Origin of the sequence: Janthinobacterium sp. PAMC25594 (assembly GCF_019443505.1) — a bacterium.
Taxonomy (GTDB): Bacteria; Pseudomonadota; Gammaproteobacteria; order Burkholderiales; family Burkholderiaceae_D; genus Janthinobacterium.
In genome coordinates, this window is sequence record NZ_CP080377.1 from 6063764 (window position 1) to 6085185 (window position 21422).

The 21422-nt window shown below is 62.4% G+C and carries 21 protein-coding genes; 12 read left to right on the forward strand and 9 right to left on the reverse strand.

All coding sequences use genetic code 11. The annotated features are described in order from the left end of the window. Positions 1–5 precede the first annotated feature (5 nt). The 4 genes from KY494_RS27155 (at position 6) to KY494_RS27170 (ending at position 4001) form a co-directional block, all read left to right on the forward strand. Positions 6–203 (forward strand): hypothetical protein, encoded by a 198-nt coding sequence (locus tag KY494_RS27155; protein ID WP_010399555.1) that lies wholly within the window; start codon positions 6–8, stop codon positions 201–203. Between the two features lie 144 nt (positions 204–347). After that, complete coding sequence (locus KY494_RS27160) at positions 348–1931, forward strand: methyl-accepting chemotaxis protein (RefSeq protein ID WP_219888927.1); 1584 nt, start codon at positions 348–350, stop codon at positions 1929–1931. 87 nt (positions 1932–2018) lie between these two features. Beyond that, complete coding sequence (locus KY494_RS27165; protein WP_219888930.1) at positions 2019–2888, forward strand: ThiF family adenylyltransferase; 870 nt, start codon at positions 2019–2021, stop codon at positions 2886–2888. Continuing rightward, positions 2889–4001, forward strand: a complete 1113-nt coding sequence (locus KY494_RS27170; RefSeq protein ID WP_219136794.1) for a nitroreductase family protein — start codon at positions 2889–2891, stop codon at positions 3999–4001. It abuts the gene before it with no gap. 78 nt (positions 4002–4079) lie between these two features. Here KY494_RS27170 and pepA read toward each other — a convergent pair whose 3' ends face one another. Further along, complete coding sequence (gene pepA / locus KY494_RS27175; RefSeq protein WP_219888932.1) at positions 4080–4910, reverse strand: flocculation-associated PEP-CTERM protein PepA; 831 nt, start codon at positions 4908–4910, stop codon at positions 4080–4082. 248 nt (positions 4911–5158) lie between these two features. Between pepA and KY494_RS27180 the strand changes: the two genes are divergently transcribed. The 4 genes from KY494_RS27180 (at position 5159) to KY494_RS27195 (ending at position 6746) form a co-directional block, all read left to right on the forward strand. After that, positions 5159–5332 carry a hypothetical protein gene (locus KY494_RS27180; protein ID WP_219888934.1) on the forward strand — a complete coding sequence of 58 codons (174 nt, stop codon included), beginning with the start codon at positions 5159–5161 and terminating at the stop codon, positions 5330–5332. A 238-nt stretch (positions 5333–5570) separates the two neighbouring features. Further along, the gene (locus KY494_RS27185) at positions 5571–5708 is read left to right on the forward strand and encodes a hypothetical protein (RefSeq protein ID WP_170840448.1); all 138 of its coding nucleotides are present in this window, start codon (positions 5571–5573) and stop codon (positions 5706–5708) included. A 129-nt stretch (positions 5709–5837) separates the two neighbouring features. Then, positions 5838–6206 carry a hypothetical protein gene (locus KY494_RS27190; RefSeq protein ID WP_219888936.1) on the forward strand — a complete coding sequence of 123 codons (369 nt, stop codon included), beginning with the start codon at positions 5838–5840 and terminating at the stop codon, positions 6204–6206. 81 nt (positions 6207–6287) lie between these two features. Beyond that, the gene (locus KY494_RS27195; RefSeq protein WP_096238581.1) at positions 6288–6746 is read left to right on the forward strand and encodes an acyl-CoA thioesterase; all 459 of its coding nucleotides are present in this window, start codon (positions 6288–6290) and stop codon (positions 6744–6746) included. Between the two features lie 88 nt (positions 6747–6834). On the opposite strand, the gene KY494_RS27200 is transcribed toward KY494_RS27195, so the two are convergent. The 6 genes from KY494_RS27200 to KY494_RS27225 form a co-directional block, all read right to left on the reverse strand. Further along, positions 6835–8241: a DEAD/DEAH box helicase gene (locus tag KY494_RS27200; protein ID WP_071076465.1), complete on the reverse strand. Its 1407-nt coding sequence runs from the start codon at positions 8239–8241 to the stop codon at positions 6835–6837. 554 nt (positions 8242–8795) lie between these two features. After that, positions 8796–10127: an IS4 family transposase gene (locus KY494_RS27205; RefSeq protein WP_219891479.1), complete on the reverse strand. Its 1332-nt coding sequence runs from the start codon at positions 10125–10127 to the stop codon at positions 8796–8798. Positions 10128–10274: 147 nt separating this feature from the next. Further along, positions 10275–10796, reverse strand: coding sequence for an AlpA family transcriptional regulator (locus tag KY494_RS27210; RefSeq protein WP_219888938.1), 522 nt, complete (start codon positions 10794–10796; stop codon positions 10275–10277). Positions 10797–10801: 5 nt separating this feature from the next. Next, a complete protein-coding gene (locus KY494_RS27215; protein ID WP_219888940.1) occupies positions 10802–11080 on the reverse strand; it encodes a hypothetical protein in 279 nt (92 codons plus the stop codon). Positions 11081–11152: 72 nt separating this feature from the next. Beyond that, complete coding sequence (gene fabI / locus KY494_RS27220) at positions 11153–11941, reverse strand: enoyl-ACP reductase FabI (protein ID WP_219136789.1); 789 nt, start codon at positions 11939–11941, stop codon at positions 11153–11155. A gap of 94 nt (positions 11942–12035) precedes the next feature. Beyond that, positions 12036–13451: a transglycosylase SLT domain-containing protein gene (locus KY494_RS27225; protein WP_219136788.1), complete on the reverse strand. Its 1416-nt coding sequence runs from the start codon at positions 13449–13451 to the stop codon at positions 12036–12038. Between the two features lie 339 nt (positions 13452–13790). Here KY494_RS27225 and KY494_RS27230 point away from each other — a divergent pair, with 339 nt between their 5' ends. Together KY494_RS27230 and KY494_RS27235 are read left to right on the forward strand one after the other, a co-directional pair. Beyond that, positions 13791–14363: a DUF1415 domain-containing protein gene (locus tag KY494_RS27230; protein ID WP_219891760.1), complete on the forward strand. Its 573-nt coding sequence runs from the start codon at positions 13791–13793 to the stop codon at positions 14361–14363. Next, positions 14363–14557 (forward strand): DUF1289 domain-containing protein, encoded by a 195-nt coding sequence (locus KY494_RS27235; RefSeq protein ID WP_070255368.1) that lies wholly within the window; start codon positions 14363–14365, stop codon positions 14555–14557. The genes KY494_RS27230 and KY494_RS27235 overlap by 1 nt, the downstream gene beginning before the upstream one ends. Before the next feature lie 66 nt (positions 14558–14623). Here the strand turns inward: KY494_RS27235 and KY494_RS27240 are convergent, their stop codons facing one another. Continuing rightward, positions 14624–15130 (reverse strand): DUF1993 family protein, encoded by a 507-nt coding sequence (locus KY494_RS27240; RefSeq protein ID WP_034779265.1) that lies wholly within the window; start codon positions 15128–15130, stop codon positions 14624–14626. Between the two features lie 261 nt (positions 15131–15391). On the opposite strand from KY494_RS27240, the gene KY494_RS27245 reads away from it, so the two are divergent. Together KY494_RS27245 and KY494_RS27250 are read left to right on the forward strand one after the other, a co-directional pair. Further along, positions 15392–18529, forward strand: a complete 3138-nt coding sequence (locus tag KY494_RS27245) for an EAL domain-containing protein (protein ID WP_219888942.1) — start codon at positions 15392–15394, stop codon at positions 18527–18529. 10 nt (positions 18530–18539) lie between these two features. Further along, entirely contained in the window at positions 18540–20813 is a 2274-nt protein-coding gene (locus KY494_RS27250; RefSeq protein WP_219888944.1) for a molybdopterin cofactor-binding domain-containing protein, read from the forward strand. A gap of 3 nt (positions 20814–20816) precedes the next feature. Here the strand turns inward: KY494_RS27250 and KY494_RS27255 are convergent, their stop codons facing one another. Further along, on the reverse strand, positions 20817–21248 hold the full coding sequence (locus KY494_RS27255) for a thioredoxin family protein (protein WP_219888946.1): 432 nt from the start codon (positions 21246–21248) through the stop codon (positions 20817–20819). Positions 21249–21422 lie beyond the last annotated feature (174 nt).

Here is a 21422-nt window from a genome sequence, read left to right on the forward strand (position 1 = left end):
ATACGATGGCTAAGAAAGAAGAACTCGATCCGGAAACCCTGGAATTGATCAACTGGTGTATCGAGGTTGAAGGCTTCCTCGTGGCCGGCGGCGCCACCGTGGCACAGGCGCAAGACCACATCGAAGAGCAGGTCGAGTGGTTTACCGACCAGTTCTACGACGGCTTGACGCCGGAAGAGGCGGCCAAGGAAGCGCTGGCGTGATGCGTCAGTAACAAGCGAGCAGTAACGAAGCGGGCGGTGCCTGCCGGGCATCAGCCTGGTAGCGCCGCCCGCTTTGCGTTTGCAAAAAGATTTCCATCAGGAAATTGTTTATAATTCCATGCTTTATTTTCTACCCAGGCTCCCATGACACTCCGTTCGCGCATTCTTCTATTGTGTTTCAGCACCTTGCTCGGCATCGTCCTCATCGCTTCATTCTCCCTGTATTCCTTGCGCCAGACCATGATGGCCGAAAGGGTCGAGCAATTGACGGTGCTGGTGGAATTGGCCAATGCCTCGGTGGAAAAGGCGTATGCGCTGGAACAGTCGGGCAAGCTCACGCGTGAACAGGCCCAGCAGCAGGCCAAGCTGGCCATCGGCAGTTTCGTCAAGGACGAGATGTATTACTTTGTGCGCGACTTCAGTACCGACTTGCTGTACGTGCATCCGAATCCCGCGCGCATCGGTACGCCGCAAAAGAACATGCAGCAGGCGGGCGACCGCTACCGGGCCGCGCTGGCCAACAGCCGCATCGGCCTGGTGCAGGCGGACGGCACGCGTCCCGGCGTGCCCGACCCGGTGGCGAAGATGTATGCGGTGGTGAAATTTGCGCCGTGGGACTGGCTGATCGGCACGGGCACCTACATCGATGACATCAACCACAAATTCTGGGCCCAGGCCGGTGTGCTGCTGGCCATCGGCGGCGCGCTGATGCTGGTGGTGGGTGGCCTGGCGGCCCTGATGCTGCGCCGTATCCTGGCCCAGCTCGGTGGCGAACCCGACTATGCAGCCGCCATCGTGGCGCAGATCGCCAAGGGCGACCTCACCACGCACATCGACACGCGCCCCGGCGACACGGACAGCCTGTTGATGGCGATCAAGGCCATGCGCGACAACCTGGCGCACCTGGTGAGCCAGGTGCGCAACGATGCGGAATCCATTTCCACGGCGTCGGGCGAGATCGCTTCCGGCAACCACGACCTGTCGGCGCGCACGGAACAGCAGGCGGGATCGCTGGAAGAAACGGCATCGACCATGGAAGAGATGACCTCGACCGTGCGGCAGAATGCGGACAATGCGCGCCAGGCCAACCAGCTGGCCATTTCCGCCTCGCAAGTGGCGACCCAGGCGGGCGGCGTGGTGGGGCAGGTGGTCGAGACCATGGGCGCCATCAATGCCTCGTCGAAAAAGATCGGCGACATCATCGCCGTCATCGACGGCATCGCCTTCCAGACGAATATCCTGGCCCTGAACGCGGCCGTGGAAGCGGCGCGCGCGGGCGAGCAGGGGCGTGGCTTTGCCGTCGTGGCCAGCGAGGTGCGCAATCTGGCGCAGCGTTCGGCTGCGGCCGCCAAGGAAATCAAGCAATTGATCGACAGTTCCGCCGAGCAAGTCGGCGCCGGTGAAAAACTCGTGGCGCTGGCGGGCGAGACGATGGAAAAGGTCGTTTCCAGCGTGCAGCATGTGACCGATATCGTGGCCGAGATTTCCTCGGCCAGCGCGGAGCAGAGCGCCGGCATCGAGCAGATCAATCAGGCCATCGTCGAGATGGATAACATGACGCAGCAAAACTCGGCCCTGGTCGAGCAGGCGTCGGCGGCGGCGCAGGCCATGAACGAGCAGGCGGCCGGGCTGGCGCAGATCGTCAGCGTGTTCAAGGTCGGTGCGGTGGCGCCGGCAGCGGCAGCGCGACAGCGCAGCGTGCCTGCGACGCGGCGCCTGACGCGCTAAGCGGTTTTTTCTGTCGTGCGGGGAACTTATCCCCGGCTCACCTGTCCAAACTTTTTCGTCCGCAAGGGACGCACAGAAGAGGTGAGCATGACAGACGGTTTTTCGTATCACGCGGCATTTGCCCGCAACCTGGGCTGGGTCACGCAGGCGGAGCAGGACAGTTTGCGCGGCAAGCGCGTGGCCATTGCCGGCATGGGCGGCGTGGGCGGCGTGCATTTGCTGACCCTGGCGCGGCTGGGTATCGGCGCTTTTCACATCGCCGATTTCGACACTTTCGATATCGCCAACTTCAATCGCCAGGCCGGCGCCATGATGTCCACCCTGGGCCAGCCCAAGGTGGCCGTGCTGGCGCAGATGGCGACGGACATCAATCCAGAACTGGAGATTAAACAATTTCCTGACGGCATACACGACAGCAACCTGGCGGAGTTTTTTGCCGGTGTCGACCTGTATGTGGACGGCCTGGATTTCTTTGCCTTCCCCGCGCGCCAGGCCACCTTCGCCACCTGCGCGCGCCTGGGTATCCCCGCCATCACGGCCGCGCCGCTGGGCATGGGCACGGCCGTGCTCAGCTTCATGCCGGGCGGCATGACGTTCGAAGAGTATTTTGGCTGGGGCGACTTGCCCGAGGAAGAAAAAGCCCTGCGCTTTCTCGTCGGGCTGGCGCCGGCCGGCTTGCACGGCCCCTACCTGGTCGACCCGTCGGCCATCAACCTGAAGGAGCGGCGTGGACCGTCGACCATCATGGGTTGCCAGTTGTGCGCGGGCGCGGCCGCCACGGAAGCCTTGAAGATCCTGTTAAAACGCGGCAAGGTGATGGCGGCGCCGCACGGCATGCATTTCGACGCCTACCGCAACAAGCTCGTGCGTACCTGGCGTCCCGGCGGCAACCGTCATCCGCTGCAACGCCTGACGATGGCCATCATCAAGCGGCGCCGCGCGGCGCAGGGGGCATAAATGGCACAGGCACCGCTGATGATCGATCCCGTACTGGAAAACATTCTCGACCAGGCGCGCTGGGCACCCAGCGGCGACAACACGCAGCCGTGGCGCTTTGAAGTCGTGGACCCGCGCCATGTCGTCGTGCATGGCTTCGATACGCGCAGCCACTGCGTGTACGACCTTGACGGCCATCCCAGCCAGCTGTCGCTGGGCGCCTTGCTTGAAAGTATGGCGCTGGCGGCCAGCAGCCATGGCTTGCGCATGGAAGCGCGCCGGCGCGGCGGCTTGCCCGACACCTTGCCCACGTTTGACGTGCGCTTTGTCGACAGCCCCGGCATGCTGCCCGACCCGCTGGCGGCCTTCCTGCCGCAGCGCAGCGTGCAGCGGCGACGGCTCAGCACGCGCCGCCTGCGCGCCAGCGAAAAGGCGGCCTTGGCGGCCAGCTTGCCGCCCGGCTACAGCGTGCAGTGGTTTGAAGGCTGGCGCATGCGCCTGGCCTGCGCGCGCCTGATGTTCGACAATGCGAAGCTGCGCCTGACCATGCCCGAAGCGCACAAGGTACACCGCGACGTCATCGAGTGGGGGGCGCGCTTCAGCAGCGACCGCATCCCGGAACAGGCGCTGGGCGTGGACCCGATGACGGCGCGGCTGATGCGCTGGGTCATGCACAGCTGGCGCCGCGTGGATTTTTTCAATACCTGGCTGGGAGGCACCATTGCCCCGCGTCTGCAGATGGACTTGCTGCCGGGCCTGTATTGCGCCGCGCATTTCGTGCTGCTGGCCGAGGCGCCGCCGCGTCACATCGACGATTACGTGGCGGCGGGCAGGGCCATGCAGCGCTTCTGGCTGACGGCCACGCAGCTGGGCCTGCAATTACAGCCGGAACTGACGCCGCTGATCTTCGCCCGTTATGTGCGCGAACGGCGGGCTTTTTCGCGCACCGACGGCATGCTGGAACTGGCGCAGGAACTGGCGCTGCAATGCCAGGCCGTGCTGGGTGCGGTGGCGTTTGATCGGGCCGTGTTCCTTGGTCGCATCGGCGCCGGCCCGGCGGCCCAGGCGCGCTCCTTGCGCCGGCCGCTGCACGACTTGCTGGTGGCGCCGGTCAACGGGAGGACGCTTGCATGAACGGCATGGGTTTGCCGCTTGCCACAGCGAAAAAAGCCGCTGAGGACCTCAGCGGCTTTCAGGCGCGATGATCGCATGTCAAGCCTGGCGTTGCCCGCCTTGCTGGCGGCGCGCAGTCATGCCCAGGCCAAACAGGCCGATACCGAGCAGGGCGATGGTGCCTAGTTCAGGTACAGCGGCCTGGAATAATTCCAGGCCGCCACCGTCGGCCATCGCGACAAAACTGTTGGTCAAGCTGCCGCCGATGAAGCTGTTCGTATTCCCGCTGAGGGACTCCAGCGGGAAGAATGGGTTAGGATTGACGAAGAACAACTGTCCTTGCGGCGTCAGCGTGGCGTTAAGCAAGGCCTTGAAGTCGCCTTGGGCCAGGCCGGCGAAAATGTGTGCTTCGCCCAGATCGAGCGTGTAGGTCACGATCGCATAGTCATCCCCGGAGGCTCCAACATTCACCGGCGAGCCTGCCACGTTACTGACCGACAGTGACGTGTCCTGGTTGGGGTCGATGTACAAGGTCATGCTCAGGGTTTGAAAGTTGGCGTGGATCCCGCCAGCCAGCGTATCGGATTGGCCGGTGATGGTGAACAGGCCATACATGCCATAGCCATTGAGGGCGTTCAGTTGCGATGGCACGCTGCCGCCAGTGGGGCTGCCGAAAGCGGCCTTGGTCAGAAAGCCTGTTTCAACGAAGGGATCGTTGCCACCGCCCAAACCGCCAACGATGGTTTGTTCGACGCGCGCGTGATATTCAAAGCTGATGCGGTCGGCCACAACCAGATTGGCTGCGGTACCGGGGACGGAACCTTCGTTGACGGTAAATAAAGGACCAGCGAATGCGGGAGCACTGATCAGCGCGGCGCCGATGGTGGCCGCGGAGAGAGCGAGACGCAGGAATGAGGACAGCGTTTTCATGGCATTTCCTTCAGCGTGAGGGGTGATCGGACCAGGTCACTGTGGCGGCTGCCTCAGATAACCTCATACGCCCTTGAAGCAGAATTCGTACCATCTAATATTTGCATTTGAATTCAACAGCTTATAAAAACAGGGGTGCCATTTTTCGCGCGTGTGTAAAAAAAATCGACGTTTTACCCGGCCTATGGCGCGGCTCGCGGGCGCCAGTCTTTCCTGTCATCGGCTACAGTGGGGCAAAGGAGGTCACCATGCAACTACCATCCCGTCATGCCCCGCTGCGTGCGCACAGCACGCCTGAACCGGATATTCCGCCGCCGCCCGAAGGCGATCCGCTGATGCCGCCGCCAGAAAAGCCGCCGCACACGGATCCCGTGCCCGTCGAGGAACCGACGCCGCCGCAGCCGCCCGTCAAGATGGGCTGAGCAAGTCGTCGCGCACCTGAGTGGACCTGAGCGGCGAGGCCACTGCCGCGCGCTGTTTATTTCTGGTCGGAAATGGATTGCGCGGGCGGCCGGATTGCCACGCCAATTAAACAACAAAAATGCCAATAAACGTTGCCGAGTGGATACAAATCAAGCGCTAACTGCTGTGTGTCATGTGGCCGTCACGATTCTGTTCTTATAATGAGACATCATAAAAATTCTTGTACAGGAGGCCATCATGGGCAATTCCTTGCATAACAAAATCTACCTGGGCCGGCGCCCTGTGATCACCAGCAAAAACCTCGCAGCGCTGGCGCTGGCGGGCGCCGTGGCTGGTTGCGGCCTGGCGTGGCTGCTGCTGCGCAGCTACAAATAAGCGCGCTTCACGCGCATTTTCGGTACGCCATCCGCAGGGTGGGCGGCGACTGAATCACGTTGCCTGTTGCCGATGCGCAGCGGGGCGCGTACCATGGGGGCCGAACACCTGGCCTTTTATGGAAAAGTAATGAAGAACGAGAAATTAACAACCGATGAATATGACGCGCTGGAGCAAGTTGCACGCGGCATCAAGACCGAGCGCCCCAGTGCTTGCGTTGCCCGCAATGCCAAGCGCCTGTCCGGCCTGAAGCTGCTCAGCTATGCACGCGATGGCCGTTTGTCCATCACCGAGAAAGCACAACAGTTGCTGTTCCTGCGCCGCTGCATCATGGGGCTGCGCGCCGTCGCCGCCGATCCGCTGACCAAGCTGGAATCGGACGTGGCCTATTTCCTGGGCAAGAAAGCCCACATCGTGGCGCGCGCGGAAGGCGAGGGCCACGACATTTCCGACAAGGGCCGCGACTCGCTGGTCGACATCGACACCCTGGGCCTTTAAGGTCTCTACACCGGCCCCTGGGGCCGGTTTTTACATCCCCCTCACTTTTATTCCCCCTTGGAGAACACTTTGGACAGCGCGATGAACTGGTCGGCCCATGAACTGACGATGACGGTCCTGATGACGCCCGATATGGCCAACTTTTCCGGCAATGTGCACGGCGGCACCATCCTGAAATACCTCGACAGCGTCGCCTACGCCTGCGCCAGCCGCTATTCGGGCAGCTATGTGGTCACCTTGTCGGTGGACCAGGTGATGTTCTTGCAGCCTATCCACGTGGGTGAGCTGGTGACCTTCCTGGCCTCGATCAATTACACGGGCACGACCTCGATGGAGGTGGGCATCCGCGTGGTGACGGAAAACATCCAGCAGCGCCTGGTGCGCCACGCCAACAGCTGCTATTTCACGATGGTGGCCGTGGACGCCAACCGCAAGCCCGTGGCCGTGCCGCCGCTGGTACTGGAAACGCCGGAGCAGCAGGTGCGCTTCGAGCAAGCCAAGCTGCGCAAGCTGTCGCGCCAGAAGGTGTCGAAGAAATAAATGCAGCGGACATGAAAAAACGGCCACCAGAGCGATCTGGTGGCCGTTTTTTTATTGCCTGCCGCCTGCTGGCGGCATGGCGCCGTGATTAACGGTCGCCGTAGCTGCGGCGTGCGCCGTCGGTGCTGCGCGGGTTGGAACCCTTGTAGCCGCCGCCGGTGCTAGGTGCGCCGTCTTTGCGTGGTGCGCCTGGCTTGCTGAACGTGCGTTGCGCTGGCTTCGCGCCGCCACGGTTGTCGCCTGGTTTCCAGCCGCCTGGACGGGCGCTCGAACGTGGTGCCGACGCCGTTTTCTTAGGCTCGAAACCTTCGATGACATTGACCGGGATCAATTGCTTGGTGAAGCGTTCGATGCGCTTGACGTTCATGCCTTCAGCGTGGTTCACCAGCGAGATGGCCAGGCCATTGCGGCCAGCGCGGCCGGTACGACCGATGCGGTGGACGTAGTCTTCCGGGAACTTCGGCAGATCGTAGTTGAACACGTGGGTGATCGTCGGTACGTCGATACCGCGGGCGGCAACGTCGGTGGCGACCAGTACTTTGACCTGGCCGCGACGCATGCCGTCCAGGGTGCGGTTACGCGCGCCCTGATGCATGTCGCCGTGCAAGGCGGCAGCGGAGAAACCGGCGATGTTCAGACGGTCGGCGATGGTGTCGGCGTCACGCTTGGTGGCGGTAAACACAACAGCCTGGTCCAAGGTTTCGTCGCGCAGCAGGTGGTCCAGCAGGCGATTCTTGTGCGACAGATCGTCGACGAAGTGGACGCGCTGGGTGATGTTTTCATGCTTGTTCGACGAACCGGCGATCTGGATGACCAGCGGGTTTTTCGTGATGCGGCGGGCCATGTTGCCAACCACGCCGTCCAGCGTTGCCGAGAACAGCATGGTTTGACGGCCTTCTGGCGTCGCGTCCACGATTTTTTCGATGTCGTCGATGAAACCCATGTCCAGCATGCGGTCGGCTTCGTCCAGCACCAGGATTTCCAGTTGCGAGAAGTCGATCTTGCCCGAGTCCATGTGGTCGATCAGACGGCCAGGAGTGGCGACCAGAATCTCAGGATTCTTGGCCAGCAATTGCATCTGTTTAGGGTAAGGCATGCCACCCAGGATCGACACAGCCTTGATGCGGCGGATGCCGGTGCTGTACTTGTCGGTGTTGGTGGTCACTTGCAGGGCCAGTTCGCGCGTTGGCGTCAGCACCAGCATTTTTGGCTGGGCAGCCTTGAAGCGTGGACGCTCGCCGCGGGCGCGCGATGCTTGCATTTCCTGGTTCGGCGTCTTGCTGGCGGCGCTTTGTTCGGCGCTGGCCAGTTTGTGCAGCGACGGCAGCATGAAAGCTGCGGTCTTGCCCGAACCGGTCTGCGACGAGACCAGCAGGTCACGGCCTTCGATCGCGGCTGGAATCGCTTGCGACTGTACCGCGGTTGGCGCGGTGTAGCCCGATTCGGTCAGAGCGGCGATGATGGACGGATGCAGGCCTAAGGATTCAAATGTCATTCTTTTCTTTCGTAAAAATCAGCGTTCTTGCAAAAAGCAGAACGCAAAATAGCAACGCCAACCAAAACGAAATGACTCAACTAGAAAGAAATTTCGGCACAAAAGCTTTGCGCCGGGACGGTGTCAGGTGCGACACACAAGGCGGGAGGGCTTTATAAGCGGCATCCTGTGGATGCGCTAAGGCTTGCGAAGCTGCTAAGTTTGTAGTGCATGACTGCGGTGTTGCCATCGCTTCAAGGGAACATATTGCAGCGCACAACGACACTATACCGTATTTGCCGTCGTTTTGCACGGCCTAAATGGGGGGAAAGGAAAGTCCTACCACGTTTTGAACATGTTTCCTATGTGAAATCAGTAAGAATACGTAGTTTTCGTTGATTTAGAGCCTATCCCAGTAGGGAGCGTCTTCTGCTGGCAGTTCATCAGGAGCGCGGACAAGGCGTGAGGAGGACGCGTGGCGAGCCACGCGACGACGATCAACGCAGTCCCCGCTTCTGAGGGGCGCCAGCAGGGGATGTATTCATCTATTGGGATAGACTCTTAATTGCACCCCTTTAAAGGTGTACATTGACAGCACCGTCTTTTAATACCCGTGCCGTTGATACGTGGCGTCGCGCAACAGCGCCGGCCACGTAGCCTTTTTTTACTGTTTTTTTCGGGCCGCGAGGGTGTTTGCGCAGCGTTTTTGGTTTGGCGTAAGCGGCAATCTGAAGCAGTAATTTGCTCAGCTCTGATGCACACATGGCGTCGTAGCGCCGCCATGCTTTGGTTGGCACAGCCATCACCATGCCGGCATAGTGCGCCCGTACCTCCACGGCCACATAAAACGGCGATAGCTCAATGCCGCTGGCAACCAAGTCGTGCGCGGTGCTTACCGCGCGCTGCAAGACAGTCAGCACGTTATAGGCCAGGATCGCGATACCGAACGCGAACAAGGCTGCGCGCGGGTGTCCGAGAGTCTTGACTTCACTGTGCAAGACCGATTCGAGCCGCTGGAACATTGTCTCGATCCGCCAGCGCTTGCTGTATAGGCGAGCAATGGCGCGTGCACTGAAATGCTCTTTTGGTAGATTCGTCAGTAATCGGAGAATCATTTCGCCATCGTCAGTGGGCTTGTAAAGTTGCAGTTCAATGCGACGTGATGCTACCTTCTGTCCTGTAGCTCCAGGGATGGCAACGCACTGTTCAAAGACGGCGCCGGTCGCGATTCTCCCTCGATATGTCAGCTCGTCGAGCGGTGCCGGATTGGGCGTACGACCGTGCTCACGCACGATGAAGGCACACCCACGGCGATCCCATTCGGACAGGATCATGCGCGTGCTGAAGTTGCGATCAGCAATCCACAGGTCGCCCGGATGCGAACGCTCTAGTAACGGCGGCATTACGGCGCGTTCCTGCGAGTGTGCATCTTCGCAAGGCTCCATATCGACGACCAGGCCCGAATCAGGGTCATACACCACAAGGGACTGGCCAGGCATTGCGGCGCCGCGAAAGGCGCGTAAAGGCTTCAACCGCTTTTCGCTTGCAGGCAAATGGTTACCGTCCACGATTCGGGTGCGGTAACCCGGAACCAGCGGTGCATTCCCCTGCAAAAATGGCGTGATCACATCTCCAAGGCGCTCGACGCTGCCGGTGACCAGAGCCCGTACCAGGTTCGGCTCGGTATGCTTGACCTTGTCATATAAAGCTTGCACCGAAACAGGCAAATCAGGGTAAGCCTGCGCTGCAGCGTGAAGCGATGGCCGCAGCCCAACTGCGACCACGGACATCAGTTCGACTGTCGTCGAGAACAGTAGCTCCCTCTGGTATTGGGCGCCACGTTCACGCTCGAACAGTGCATCGACCCAAGCAGGATCGAGGGCACGTTGCAGCACCAGCCTTGCCATTACAGTCAGCGGGCTGATTTTTGCGCAGTGCGATACCACAGCATTCATCATCATGGCAGTTTCCTCCTGCCCCAGTTAGATGATGTTTGCTACAAAGAGTGCAGGTTTTATTTCATCTGTGGCGACGCACCTTTAAAGGGGTGACTCTTAATTGAGCATGGCCGCGATGTCGGCGGGCAGCGGCGGCGCCTGTTGCGTTTCCCTGGCCAGATTGATTTGCCGGGTGACCTGCGCCAGTTCGACCATGCTGCGTTCCAGCCGATACGTTCCCTTGGCATGCAGCCACGCCAGCACGTCGGCCAGGTGCCAGATGGTGGCGCTGCCCTCATGCACGGGCACGGGGAAGCTGTGGCGGTGCTTGTTCATCAGCTTGTGCAGGTTTTGCCGGGACAGGCCCAGTACCTGCGCCACATCCGTCAAACCCACGAAGTCGGGCGCGGCCTCGACCAGCACGGCATCGGGCACGATGGCCTTGACGTCGGCCAGGGCGTTGAGCAGCGCTGCGTTGGCATTGCTGGCTTCGCGCGTGAATTCCAGCGCCAGGCGTCCCGCTTGCCCGATGCCGGCCAGGGCGTCGTCGCAGCCGCCACTGCCCAGACGCTCGGCCAGCGCGTCGAGATTGGTTTCGTGGTCGGGCAAGCGGTACTTGAGAGTAAAGATGTAATCCATAATTGTTACCCCCTGGGTTTGCGTTGCATGCAGTCGTGCATCAGTTTATTGAAAGCGCAATTGTCGACCACTCGCCGGATCGCCCGCGCGTGGTTGCCGGGATTTTTCGGCGTGCTCCAGATGCAGGCGATGCAGAATTCGCCGCAGCGGCAGCCGCCGTCATTGTAGGGACAATATATCTTGCCCCAGGCATGGCTGCCGCCCGTTTCCACGCGCCAGCCCTGGCTTTCCGCGTGGCGCAGCGCCGCTTCGATTTCCTTCTTCGGATGCGAGGAGCGCGCCATGCGATGCCTCCAATGTAGGTCGATAATTCACGGTTGTCAAGTGACAACCGCAGAATATCGGCCATCACCGCCTTACTCTACTTCGGGATTGACGGCCATCACTTGCGAAAAGCCGCCATCGACGTAGGTAATCTCGCCCGTGATGCCGGACGCGAGGTCGGACAGCAGGAAGGCGGCCGTGTTGCCGACCTCTTCGATGGTGACGTTGCGGCGCAGCGGGGCGTGCTCGGCCACAAAACCCAGCAGTTTGCTGAAATCCTTGATGCCGGAGGCGGCCAGGGTCTTGATGGGGCCGGCGGAGATGCCGTTGGCGCGGATGCCGCGCGGGCCCAGCGATTCGGCCAGGTAGCGCACGGACGCTTCCAGCGACGCCTTGGCCAGGCCCATGGTGTTGTAGTAGGGCACGGCGCGCACGGCGCCCAGGTAAGTCAGGGTCAGCACCGAGGCGCCCGGATGCAGCAGGGGCAGGGCGGCCTTGGCCATGGCAGGAAAACTATAGGCGGAAATATCGTGCGCGATGCGGAAGCTGTCGCGCGACAGGCCGTCGAGGAAGTCGCCGGCGATCGCCTCGCGCGGCGCGAAACCGATGGCGTGCACCAGGCCATCGAGGTGTTCCCAATGCTGCGCCAGGTCGCTGAAGACGGCGCTGATCTGTTCATCGCTGGAAACGTCGCAGTCGAATACCAGTTCGCTGCCGAATTCGGCCGCAAATTCCGTGATGCGTTCCTTGAAGCGCTCGCCTACATACGTGAAGGCGAGGGTCGCGCCTTCGCGGTGGCAAGCCTTGGCAATGCCGTAGGCGATCGAGCGGTTCGACAGCAGGCCCGTGATGAGGATTTTTTTGCCTTGCAAGAAAGCCATGACGACTCCTGTCTGGGTGGGTGGGCGGATGTGCAACCGGCCGCGACAGCAATGCTGTGGCGGCCGGCGAGGTGGCTCTATACAGATCAGATGATCAGTGACGGGCCTTGGCGCGACTGTTGCCGCCGCCGCGCTGGATGCGTGGTTTCACCAGGGAAATTGGCGCGGCTTGCACCTTGCCGCCCTTGGCGGCGCGGCGCAGTGCCTTGGCGGCCCGTTCCGGACGGTCCGCTTCCAGCAGCATGGTGGCGCTGTCGGCGATTTCTTGCGTGATGTCCATGTTCATCGTGGCCGAAGTCTTCGGCACGAGGATGGTGGAGCCGGCGCGCAGGCTGGTGCGCTGGGGAATGTTGTTGGCCTGGCGCAGCACGTCGGCCGTGGTGCCGAATTTCGACGCCAGGGTTTCGATGCGCTCGCGCGCATTGGTGATCTTGTGCGTGGTCCAGCTCGACAAGGCATGGCCCCATTGCGCCAGGTTGGTGGTGAACTTGGCGGCGTTTTCCTGCGGCAGCAGAATCTTGGTCTTTTCGCCGCCGATGATGACGGGGCGGTTAAATTGCGGATTCAAGGCCTTGAATTCATCCATCGACAGTTCGGCCAGCTGGGCGGCGACGGTGATGTCGATGTCGCTGGTCTTGTCGATGGCCGTGAAATACGGCTGGTTGTCGACCACGGGCAGGGTCAGGCCGAACTGGGCCGGATTGGCGATGATGTTTTTCACCGCTTGCAGCTTGGGTACGTAATTGCGCGTTTCGGCCGGCATCAGGTCGGCCAGGCTTTCGAAGTCCGTCGGTTTGCCCAGCGCCTGGTTTTTCTTGATGGCGCGCTGCACCGAGCCTTCGCCCCAGTTGTAGGCGGCCAGCGCCAGTTGCCAGTCGCCAAACATGTCATACAGGCGCTGCAGATACGTCAGGGCCGCGTCGGTCGAGGCCAGCACGCCGCGGCGTTCGTCCTTGAACATGTTTTGCTTGAGGTTGAAATCGCGTCCCGTGGCAGGCACGAATTGCCACATGCCGGCCGCATTGGCGCTGGAGAATGCCTGCGGGTTGAAGGCGGACTCGATGAACGGCAGCAAGGCCAGTTCCGTCGGCATGCCGCGCTTTTCCAGCTCCTGCACCACGTGGAAGATGTAGCGCGAGGCGCGCGCCGTGGTGCGGGCGATGTAGTCGGGGCGGGTGGCGTACCAGTTGACGTGGTTGGCCACCAGTTGGTTGTTGATGTCGGGAATCGCATAGCCGCTGCGGATGCGGCCCCAGACGTCGGCTTCGCGCAGCGGATCGGAATTGTCGCTGAGGTTTTTCAGCAGACGGTCGGTCTTTTGCAGGCGGTTATCGAGGGTGGGGAGTTTTGCTGTGACCTGGGCGGTCATCGGGATCAGGGCCGGTGCGGTGGCGGCGGCGACTGGCGCGTTATCGCTCTCAACACCGGCTTCGTACGCCTGGCTGAGGGCGGGCGCGAGCGCCAGGGCCAACGCCGCCAGGACGGTAGATTTAAAGGAGTTTTCGTGCATAGTGTTCCATTGTTGTCGTCGGAGAAACATCGGACAGACCCATGATCAAGCTGCGAGTGTACGTATATCCACATGCCGGAGTCAAGAATTATGTCAGCATGATGACAGGAAATAAGCGGCAATAAGCGGGAAGCGGCTGAGTTTCCATTCGCAAATGCTGTCATTATTGCAAATTTAATTTGCCCGATGCGTGATTCGGCCGCTGTTATAGCATACATGGCGAGGACGATGGCGCAAGCCTGGCAGTCGTCCAGTATGAGACTGCGCAAAGAGTGCGTACAATTTGGCTTTGGCCGGCCATTGGGCTGCCGGCCGCCCTATTGATAGAGAGTCATGCATATGAACACCCCGCCGCGCCACGACGACGACAACGCCGTCATCATCGCCAATACCGTTGCCTGGTTGGAAAAGGCCGTGATCGGCCTGAACCTGTGCCCGTTCGCCAAGGCCGTGCACGTCAAGAATCAGATCCGTTACGTGGTGTGCGAATCGAGCAATCCGGAAGATCTGCTGGCAATGCTGATGGACGAGCTGCAAACCCTGGCCGACACGGACCCCGAGCAGATCGACACGACCTTGCTGATTCATCCGTACACGCTGAACGATTTCCTCGACTACAACGAGTTTCTCGATGTGGCCGACGCGGCCGTGGAAGACATGCACCTGGCCGGCGAACTGCAAGTGGCCAGTTTCCACCCGAATTACCAGTTTGCCGAGACGTTCGAGGACGACATCAGCAACTACACCAACCGCTCGCCCTATCCGACATTGCACCTGCTGCGCGAAGACAGCATAGCGCGCGCCGTCGAGGCGCTCCCGGAAGCGTCGGACATCTTTGACAAGAATATCGCCACCTTGGAAGCGCTGGGCGTCGAAGGCTGGGAAAAGCTCGGCTTGCCGAAGGTATCCTGATGGCTGACAAGGAATTGCCGCCGCGTCCCGATACGCCCTGCGTGGCCGTCTGCTCGACCACCTTCGACGAAATCTGCCGCGGCTGCGGCCGCAGCGTGGTGGAAGTGGCCCACTGGGTGTCGATGACGGATGAAGAGAAGGAAGTGGTGTGGGTGCGGATTCTTTCGCAAGGGTATCCGCGCCGGAATACTTAAATAAGCCAATGCAACTGCCGGGGTCGGACCTTCAAGGTCCGACCCCAGTACTTTAAGGGCTAACGATTAATAGCTGCCGATAAAATCTTTTTTACCGACTTCAATACCATTGTGGCGCAGGATGTCGTACGCCGTCGTCGCGTGGAAGAAGAAGTGCGGCAGCGCGTAGTGGAACAGGTAGGTCTGGCCCGTGAAGTGCTTGGTCTTTTCGCCGCTGCCGGTGGTGATGGCGCGCGTTTCGCTGCCGTCGATGTCCGCTTGCGGCAGGCTTTCCAGGAAGGCGATGGTTTTCACGATGCGCGCTTTCAGTTCCGCAAAGCTTTGTTCGCTGTCTTCATACGGTGGCACGGCCACGCCGGCCAGGCGCGCGCCGCAGCCCTTGGCGAAGTCGGTGGCGATCTGGATCTGGCGCACGAAGGGCAGCATGTCCGGGAACAAACGGAATTGCAGCAGGGCGTTCGGGTCGATTTTCTTGTCTTGCGCGTGCGTTTCCGCCTTGTCCAGGATGGCGGCCAGGCTGCCCAGGATCTGTTTGAAGACGGGGATGGAAGCGGAGTAGATGGAGAAGGTCATGATGGTTCCTCGAGGTAAAGTGGCGCGATGATAGCAAGCTGCGCGTTTTTCTGCTGGCGCTGGCCCGGCGTACCGGCCCGCGTGTGGTTTTTCAGCCCTGTGTATATGGCATGGGGTCGTCGTTGGCGCGTGTTTATTGGTGACTTCCCCCGCTTTTTCCATGCATAATTGCTCCTGAAAAAGTTTCTTCCCGCCTTATCACCCGTATTCCCCTGTAAAGTTCCATGACCGCCTGCCTGATCCCTGTTGTCCTGTTGCCGCATGTTTAATTCGCCCTATCAGCGCTTGCGCGCCAGCCTGCGTGTACTGTACGGCTCGTCGATCTATGGCGCCTTGCTGCTGGTGGTGTTTGGCGGCCTGGTCGTGCCGGCCATCTTCGGCAGCTATCTGCTGGTCGGCGTGCATGAACGCCAGTCGGCGCGCACCAGCCTGAACGAAGCCTTGCAGCGCAATGCCGACATCCTGGCGCTGGGCATGCAGGAATCGCTGTGGAACATGAATGCGGAATCGGCCCATTCTCTGGTCGAATCGGTGATGCGCGACCGTTCCGTGCTGCTGGTGAAGGTGCTGGGACAGGGCGACACGGAATTCATCCGCCTGCAGGCGCCGCAGCGGCCCGTGGGCAATCTGTACCGCGCCGAGCGCGACATCCTCGTGCGCGGCGAGCGCATCGGCCACGTCGTCGTTGAGATGGACGATGCGCGCAGCCAGCAGGAGCTGCGCGAAAAGCAGATGGCCTATATTTTCGTGCTGGGCGCACAGCTGGCCGTGTCGATGGCGCTGATCGTGCTGTTCCTGAACCGCCGCCTGCTGAAACCCCTGCGCCGCCTGACGCGCTTTTCCGACCGCCTGTCGCACGGCGATTTTGATACGCCGCTGGCCTCGCACAGCAATGACGAGCTGGGTCGCCTGACGGCCCAGCTCGAGCAAATGCGCGCGGCCATTCGCCAGCTGTTCGAGGATGTGGGCCAGCGCGAAGAGCGTTTCCGCACCATCGTCACGCAAGTGCCGGGCGCCGTCTTCCGCTACCGGCCCGACGGCCCCATCGATTTCGTCAGCGATGCCATCGAAGACATCGCCGGCTATTCGGCGCGCCAGTTCATGCGCGGCAGCACGCACGCCTGGGCCGACCTGATCTGCCCGGAAGACCGCCGCGAGCACCGCCGCGCCGTGCGCCAGGCGGTGCTTGAGGTGCGACCGTATGCGCTGGAGTACCGCATCATCGACGCCTTCGGCATCGAGCGCTGGGTGGCCGAGAATGGCCAGCCGCAGGCGGGTGAACAGGGCGTCGTCTGGGTTGACGGCATCATTGCCGACATCAGCCAGCGCAAGCACCACGAGATGCGCATCGAGGCGCTGCTGACGGAGCAAAGCGCCATCCTCGACAATGTGATGTTCGGCGTGATGTTCGTGCGCCACCGCCGCATCATTTCCGTCAACCGCCGCTGCGAGGAGCTGTTCGGCTACGGGCATAGCGAAATGACGGGCAATTCCACCGCCATCGTGTTTACCAGCGCCTACGATTTCGAGGAGGCGGGAGAGCGCCAGTATCCGGCCCTGGCGGCCGGCGGCGACTTCAGCGAGGAGCGCCACTACCTGCGCCAGGACGGCAGCCAGTTCTGGGCCCTGGTCAGCGGTTGCGCGCTCGATCCGCTGCACCCCAACGACGGCAGCATCTGGGTCTATGCCGACATCACCTCGCGCAAGGAAGCCGAGGAAAAGCTGCGCCTGTCGGCCACCGTGTTCGAACATATCGCCGATGGCGTGATGGTGGTCGACGCGAACGGAATCATCGTCACCGTCAATCCCGCCTTCACGCAGATCACCGGCTACAGCGAAGCGGAGGCGCTGGGCCGGCATTCGTCGCTGAACCGCTCGGCGCGCCACGACGCGGCGTTCTACCAGGCCCTGTGGGACGAGCTGATCGCCAGCGGCTTCTGGCGCGGCGAAGTCTGGCACCAGCGCAAGAACGGTGAAGTCTACCTCGAGTGGCTGACCATCAGCGCCGTGCGCGACACGCGCGCCGTCACCACCCATTACGTGGGCGTGTTCAGCGACATCACCCTGATCAAGGAGTCGCAGGAAAAGCTCGACCACATGGCGCACCACGACCCGCTGACGGCACTGCCGAACCGCCTGCTGTTCCACGACCGCCTGCAGCACGCGCTGCTGCGCGCCGCGCGCGACCAGGAGCAGCTGGCCGTGCTGTTCATCGACCTGGACCGCTTCAAGAACGTCAACGACACGCTGGGCCACCATGTGGGCGACGAGTTGCTGCAAAAGGTGGCCGGCCAGCTGGCGGCCCGCCTGCGCGAAGGCGACACCCTGGCGCGCCTGGGCGGCGACGAATTCATCGTGCTGCTCGAGCGCGTCGATGGCGAGTACGGCGCCACGCAGGTGGCGGAAAAGCTGATGACCATGTTCGAGCAGCCGTTCACGGTGGCCGACCATGAATTGTTCGTCACGTGCAGCGTGGGCATCAGCCTGTATCCGGATGACGCGCTGGACTTGAACATGCTGATCCGCAATGCCGACGTGGCCATGTACCAGGCCAAGGCGCGCGGGCGCAACGGCTACCGCTTCTATGCGCCGTCGATGACGGGCGAGGGCGTCGAGCGCCTGCGCCTGGAAACCTTCCTGCGCCGCTCGCTGGAAAAGAACGAGATGTTCCTGAATTACCAGCCGCAGGTGGAAATCGACACGGGCCGCCTGGTCGGCGTGGAGGCGCTGGTGCGCTGGAATCACCCGGAACTGGGGCTGGTGCCGCCGGTGCGCTTCATTCCGCTGGCCGAGGACAGCGGCTTCATCAACCAGCTGGGCAAATGGGTGCTCGACGAAGCGTGCCGCCAGATGATGCGCTGGCAGGCGCAGGGCTTGCGCGTGCCGAAGATGGCCGTCAACCTGTCGGTGAAACAGTTCGAGCGGGGCAGCATCGCCGGCATGGTGGCCGATATATTGAAGGAAACGGGCCTGGAGCCGCAGCGCCTGCAGCTGGAAGTGACGGAATCGGTGATCATGAACACGGGCGACGCGCTCGGTTTCATCAACGATCTGCACGCCATCGGCGTGGGACTGGCCATCGACGACTTCGGCACCGGGTATTCTTCGCTGGCCTATTTGAAGCAGTTGCCCGTGCAGACCCTGAAGATCGACCGCTCCTTCATCAAGGATATCTCGACGGACGTCAATGATGAAGCGATTGCCATTGCCATCATCCAGCTGGGCAAGAGCATGCACTTGTCGGTGATCGCCGAGGGCGTGGAGACGGAAGAGCAGGCCGCTTTCCTGCTGCGCCATGGCTGCACGCTGGCGCAAGGTTATTTTTATAGCCGCCCGGTGCTGGCACAGGATATGCTGGAGCGCTGGCTCGACCCGCTGCAACCACCATTAACTAATTAAAGGGTATCCCATGGCCGGAGAAAAAAACACCTCGCGTCGCCGTTTCCTGCTCGGCGGCCTGGGCCTCGGCGTGGCCGGCGTGGGCGCCCTGGTGCTGGGCTGGGGCGTGCTGCCGCCGCGCCAGCGCCTGCATGGCGGCGCGCCGCTGCCGCTGCAGGATGGCGCCGTGGCGCTGAACGGCTGGCTGGCCATCGGCACGGACGGTACGGTGACCCTGGCCATGCCGCGCAGCGAGATGGGGCAGGGCGTGCATACGGCCTTGCCGATGCTGGTGGCCGAGGAACTCGACGTCCCCCTGGCCAGCGTCAGATTGATCCAGGCGCCCATGGATAAAATCTTCGGCAATGTGGCCATGCTCAAGGATAGCCTGCCGTTCCACCCGGACGACCAGGGCCGCCTGAAGGCGCTGGCGCAGTGGACGGTGGCCAAGGCGGCGCGCGAACTGGGCGTGATCGTCACGGGCGGCTCATCCAGCGTGAAGGATGGCTGGGGGCCCATGCGCGAAGCGGGGGCGTCCGCGCGCGCCATGCTGGTGGCCGCCGCCGCCGCGCAGTGGCAGGTGCCGGCCGCGCAATGCCGCACGCAGGATGGTGAAGTGCTGCACCCGGATGGCCGGCGCGCCAGCTACGCCAGCCTGGCGCAGCGCGCCGCCGCCATCGATCCGGGCACGCCTGTGCTGAAACTGCCCAAGGATTTTAAATTGATCGGCCAGCCCGCGCCGCGCCGCGACACGCCGTCCAAAGTGAATGGCAGCGCGCGCTTCGGCATCGATGCGCGCCCGCCCGGCATGCTGTACGCGGCCCTGCAGTTGCCGCCGCGCCTCGGCGATGCCGTCGCCGCGTTCGACGCGGCGCCCATCCTGGCCATGCCCGGCGTGAAAAAGGTGGCGGATCTGACGCCGAGCCTTGGCAAGCGCGGTGTATCTTGCGTGGCCGTGGTGGCCGACACGTACTGGCGCGCGAAGACGGCGGCCGCCGCGCTGGCCGTGCAGTGGACGGCGGGGCCGCAGGCGGGCCTGTCCAGCGAGAGCGTCGTTGCCGAATTTTCCCGCCTGCTCGATGGCGACGCGGGTTTTACCTATTATTCCATCGGCGTGGTCGAGGGCAAGGCCGTGCAGGATTTGCGCAGCGTCAAGGCCGAGTATCGCGCGCCGTTCCTCGCGCACGCCGCCATGGAGCCCGTCAACTGCACCGCGCAGGTGAAAAATGGCAAGGTGATGCTGTGGGTCTCGACGCAGGCGCCCGGCATCGCCGTCGACGTGGCGGCGAAGGTGGCCGGCGTCGACGCGAACGATGTCAGCATCGAGGTGCTGCTGCTCGGTGGCGGTTTCGGCCGCCGCCTGGAGGTGGACATGGTGGCGCAAGCCGTGGCCATCGCCATGCAGTGCGCGGGCGCCCCGGTGCAGCTGGTGTGGACGCGCGAGCAGGACACGCAGCACGATATGTACCGTCCCGCCGCGCTGGCCCGCTTTGCGGCACGCCTGGACGAGCACGGCCGCATCGCTTCCTGGGACAACAAATCCGTCAGTGGTTCCATCACGCACCAGTTTTTGCAGCGCAACTTCGGCTTGCCCGGCGCGGGGCCGGACAAGACCACGGCCGAAGGCGAATTCGACATGCCGTATGAAATCGCCAACCAGCGCATCGCCCACGTGATCGCCGACAGTGCCGTTCCCATCGGTTATTGGCGCTCCGTGGGGCATTCGCACAATGCGTTCTTCAAGGAAAGTTTTATCGATGAGCTGGCGCATGCGGCCGGTCAGGACGGCATCGCTTTCCGCCGCGCCATGTTATTGAAACATCCGCGCCACCTGGCCGTGCTCGATGCGGCAGTCGCCAGGGCGGGCAGTGCGCCGCCCGGCCATGCGCACGGCGTGGCCTTGCACCAGTCGTTCGGCAGCATCGTGGCGCAGGTGGCGCAGGTATCCGTGGAAAACGGCGAGATTCGCGTGCAGCGCGTGGTGTGCGCCATCGATTGCGGCATCGCCGTCAATCCGAACATCATCGCCCAGCAGATGGAGTCGGCCGTGTTGTTCGGCCTGTCGGCGGCGCTGGGCGGCGAGATCACCTTCAAGGATGGCAAAGTCGAGCAGAGCAATTTCCACGACTATCCCGTGTTGCGCATGGGCCAGACGCCCGAGGTGGAAACCATCATCATCGCCAGCGCGGAACATCCCGAAGGCGTGGGCGAACCGGGTACGCCGCCGATCGCGCCGGCCGTGGCCAACGCCGTATTCAGTTTGACGGGAAAGCGGCTGCGCAGCCTGCCGCTGCGGCTGGCTTGATGTTTACTGCGCCAGGGTGGCGGCCAGCAGGTTGCGCAGATTGCAATCGCGCTGCCAGTCGCGCCGCTCCTGCGTGCTGCCGGCCAGCGCCGCCAGTTCGTCCCCGCTGAGCGCCTGCTGCGCCTGCACCATGCGGTGCGCCAGGCCGCCGTCGGGCAGCACCGTGCCGAAAAAGGCGACATGGTCTTCGCGCTGGATCAGCAGCGTGGGGAAGTTGTCGATGTCGAGGTCGCCCACCACGTCGGCCTGGTCTTCGATGTCGATCCAGACGAAGACGGTGTCCGGGTGGCGCGCGGCCAGTTCCTCGAACGTGGCGCGGTAGCTGCCGCAGGTGCCGCACCACAGCGCGCACAGGCAGGCCACCGTCCAGCGCGGGCCGGCCAGGGCTGCCGCGACGTCGGCGCGGTTATCGGTCGTGAGGGTCAGGCTGTGCATGGTCGTATGTATAGTAGGGCGGATGGGCGCGGGGCGCCCGATGCGCGTATTCTACCGCGCCCGGCCACGCCAGTCCTGAGAATGCATGGGCTTGTTTATCGGTGTTTTTTGATGCAATCGCCCTTTCTGGTGGATAATGCTGATAATTGCGCGCTGATTACGCTGGTCCATGCT

What these genes read in the sequence shown, in the direction of transcription:
- KY494_RS27245 (WP_219888942.1), top strand. Translation starts at nt 15,392, where the DNA reads ATGTTTAATTCGCCCTATCAGCGCTTGCGCGCCAGCCTGCGTGTACTG.
- KY494_RS27250 (WP_219888944.1), top strand. Translation starts at nt 18,540, where the DNA reads ATGGCCGGAGAAAAAAACACCTCGCGTCGCCGTTTCCTGCTCGGCGGC.
- KY494_RS27160 (WP_219888927.1), top strand. Translation starts at nt 348, where the DNA reads ATGACACTCCGTTCGCGCATTCTTCTATTGTGTTTCAGCACCTTGCTC.
- KY494_RS27230 (WP_219891760.1), top strand. Translation starts at nt 13,791, where the DNA reads ATGAACACCCCGCCGCGCCACGACGACGACAACGCCGTCATCATCGCC.
- KY494_RS27180 (WP_219888934.1), top strand. Translation starts at nt 5,159, where the DNA reads ATGCAACTACCATCCCGTCATGCCCCGCTGCGTGCGCACAGCACGCCT.
- KY494_RS27195 (WP_096238581.1), top strand. Translation starts at nt 6,288, where the DNA reads ATGAACTGGTCGGCCCATGAACTGACGATGACGGTCCTGATGACGCCC.
- KY494_RS27210 (WP_219888938.1), bottom strand. Translation starts at nt 10,796, where the DNA reads ATGGATTACATCTTTACTCTCAAGTACCGCTTGCCCGACCACGAAACC.
- KY494_RS27255 (WP_219888946.1), bottom strand. Translation starts at nt 21,248, where the DNA reads ATGCACAGCCTGACCCTCACGACCGATAACCGCGCCGACGTCGCGGCA.
- KY494_RS27235 (WP_070255368.1), top strand. Translation starts at nt 14,363, where the DNA reads ATGGCTGACAAGGAATTGCCGCCGCGTCCCGATACGCCCTGCGTGGCC.
- fabI (WP_219136789.1), bottom strand. Translation starts at nt 11,941, where the DNA reads ATGGCTTTCTTGCAAGGCAAAAAAATCCTCATCACGGGCCTGCTGTCG.
- KY494_RS27155 (WP_010399555.1), top strand. Translation starts at nt 6, where the DNA reads ATGGCTAAGAAAGAAGAACTCGATCCGGAAACCCTGGAATTGATCAAC.
- KY494_RS27225 (WP_219136788.1), bottom strand. Translation starts at nt 13,451, where the DNA reads ATGCACGAAAACTCCTTTAAATCTACCGTCCTGGCGGCGTTGGCCCTG.
- pepA (WP_219888932.1), bottom strand. Translation starts at nt 4,910, where the DNA reads ATGAAAACGCTGTCCTCATTCCTGCGTCTCGCTCTCTCCGCGGCCACC.
- KY494_RS27215 (WP_219888940.1), bottom strand. Translation starts at nt 11,080, where the DNA reads ATGGCGCGCTCCTCGCATCCGAAGAAGGAAATCGAAGCGGCGCTGCGC.
- KY494_RS27165 (WP_219888930.1), top strand. Translation starts at nt 2,019, where the DNA reads ATGACAGACGGTTTTTCGTATCACGCGGCATTTGCCCGCAACCTGGGC.
- KY494_RS27200 (WP_071076465.1), bottom strand. Translation starts at nt 8,241, where the DNA reads ATGACATTTGAATCCTTAGGCCTGCATCCGTCCATCATCGCCGCTCTG.
- KY494_RS27170 (WP_219136794.1), top strand. Translation starts at nt 2,889, where the DNA reads ATGGCACAGGCACCGCTGATGATCGATCCCGTACTGGAAAACATTCTC.
- KY494_RS27205 (WP_219891479.1), bottom strand. Translation starts at nt 10,127, where the DNA reads ATGGCAAGGCTGGTGCTGCAACGTGCCCTCGATCCTGCTTGGGTCGAT.
- KY494_RS27240 (WP_034779265.1), bottom strand. Translation starts at nt 15,130, where the DNA reads ATGACCTTCTCCATCTACTCCGCTTCCATCCCCGTCTTCAAACAGATC.
- KY494_RS27185 (WP_170840448.1), top strand. Translation starts at nt 5,571, where the DNA reads ATGGGCAATTCCTTGCATAACAAAATCTACCTGGGCCGGCGCCCTGTG.
- KY494_RS27190 (WP_219888936.1), top strand. Translation starts at nt 5,838, where the DNA reads ATGAAGAACGAGAAATTAACAACCGATGAATATGACGCGCTGGAGCAA.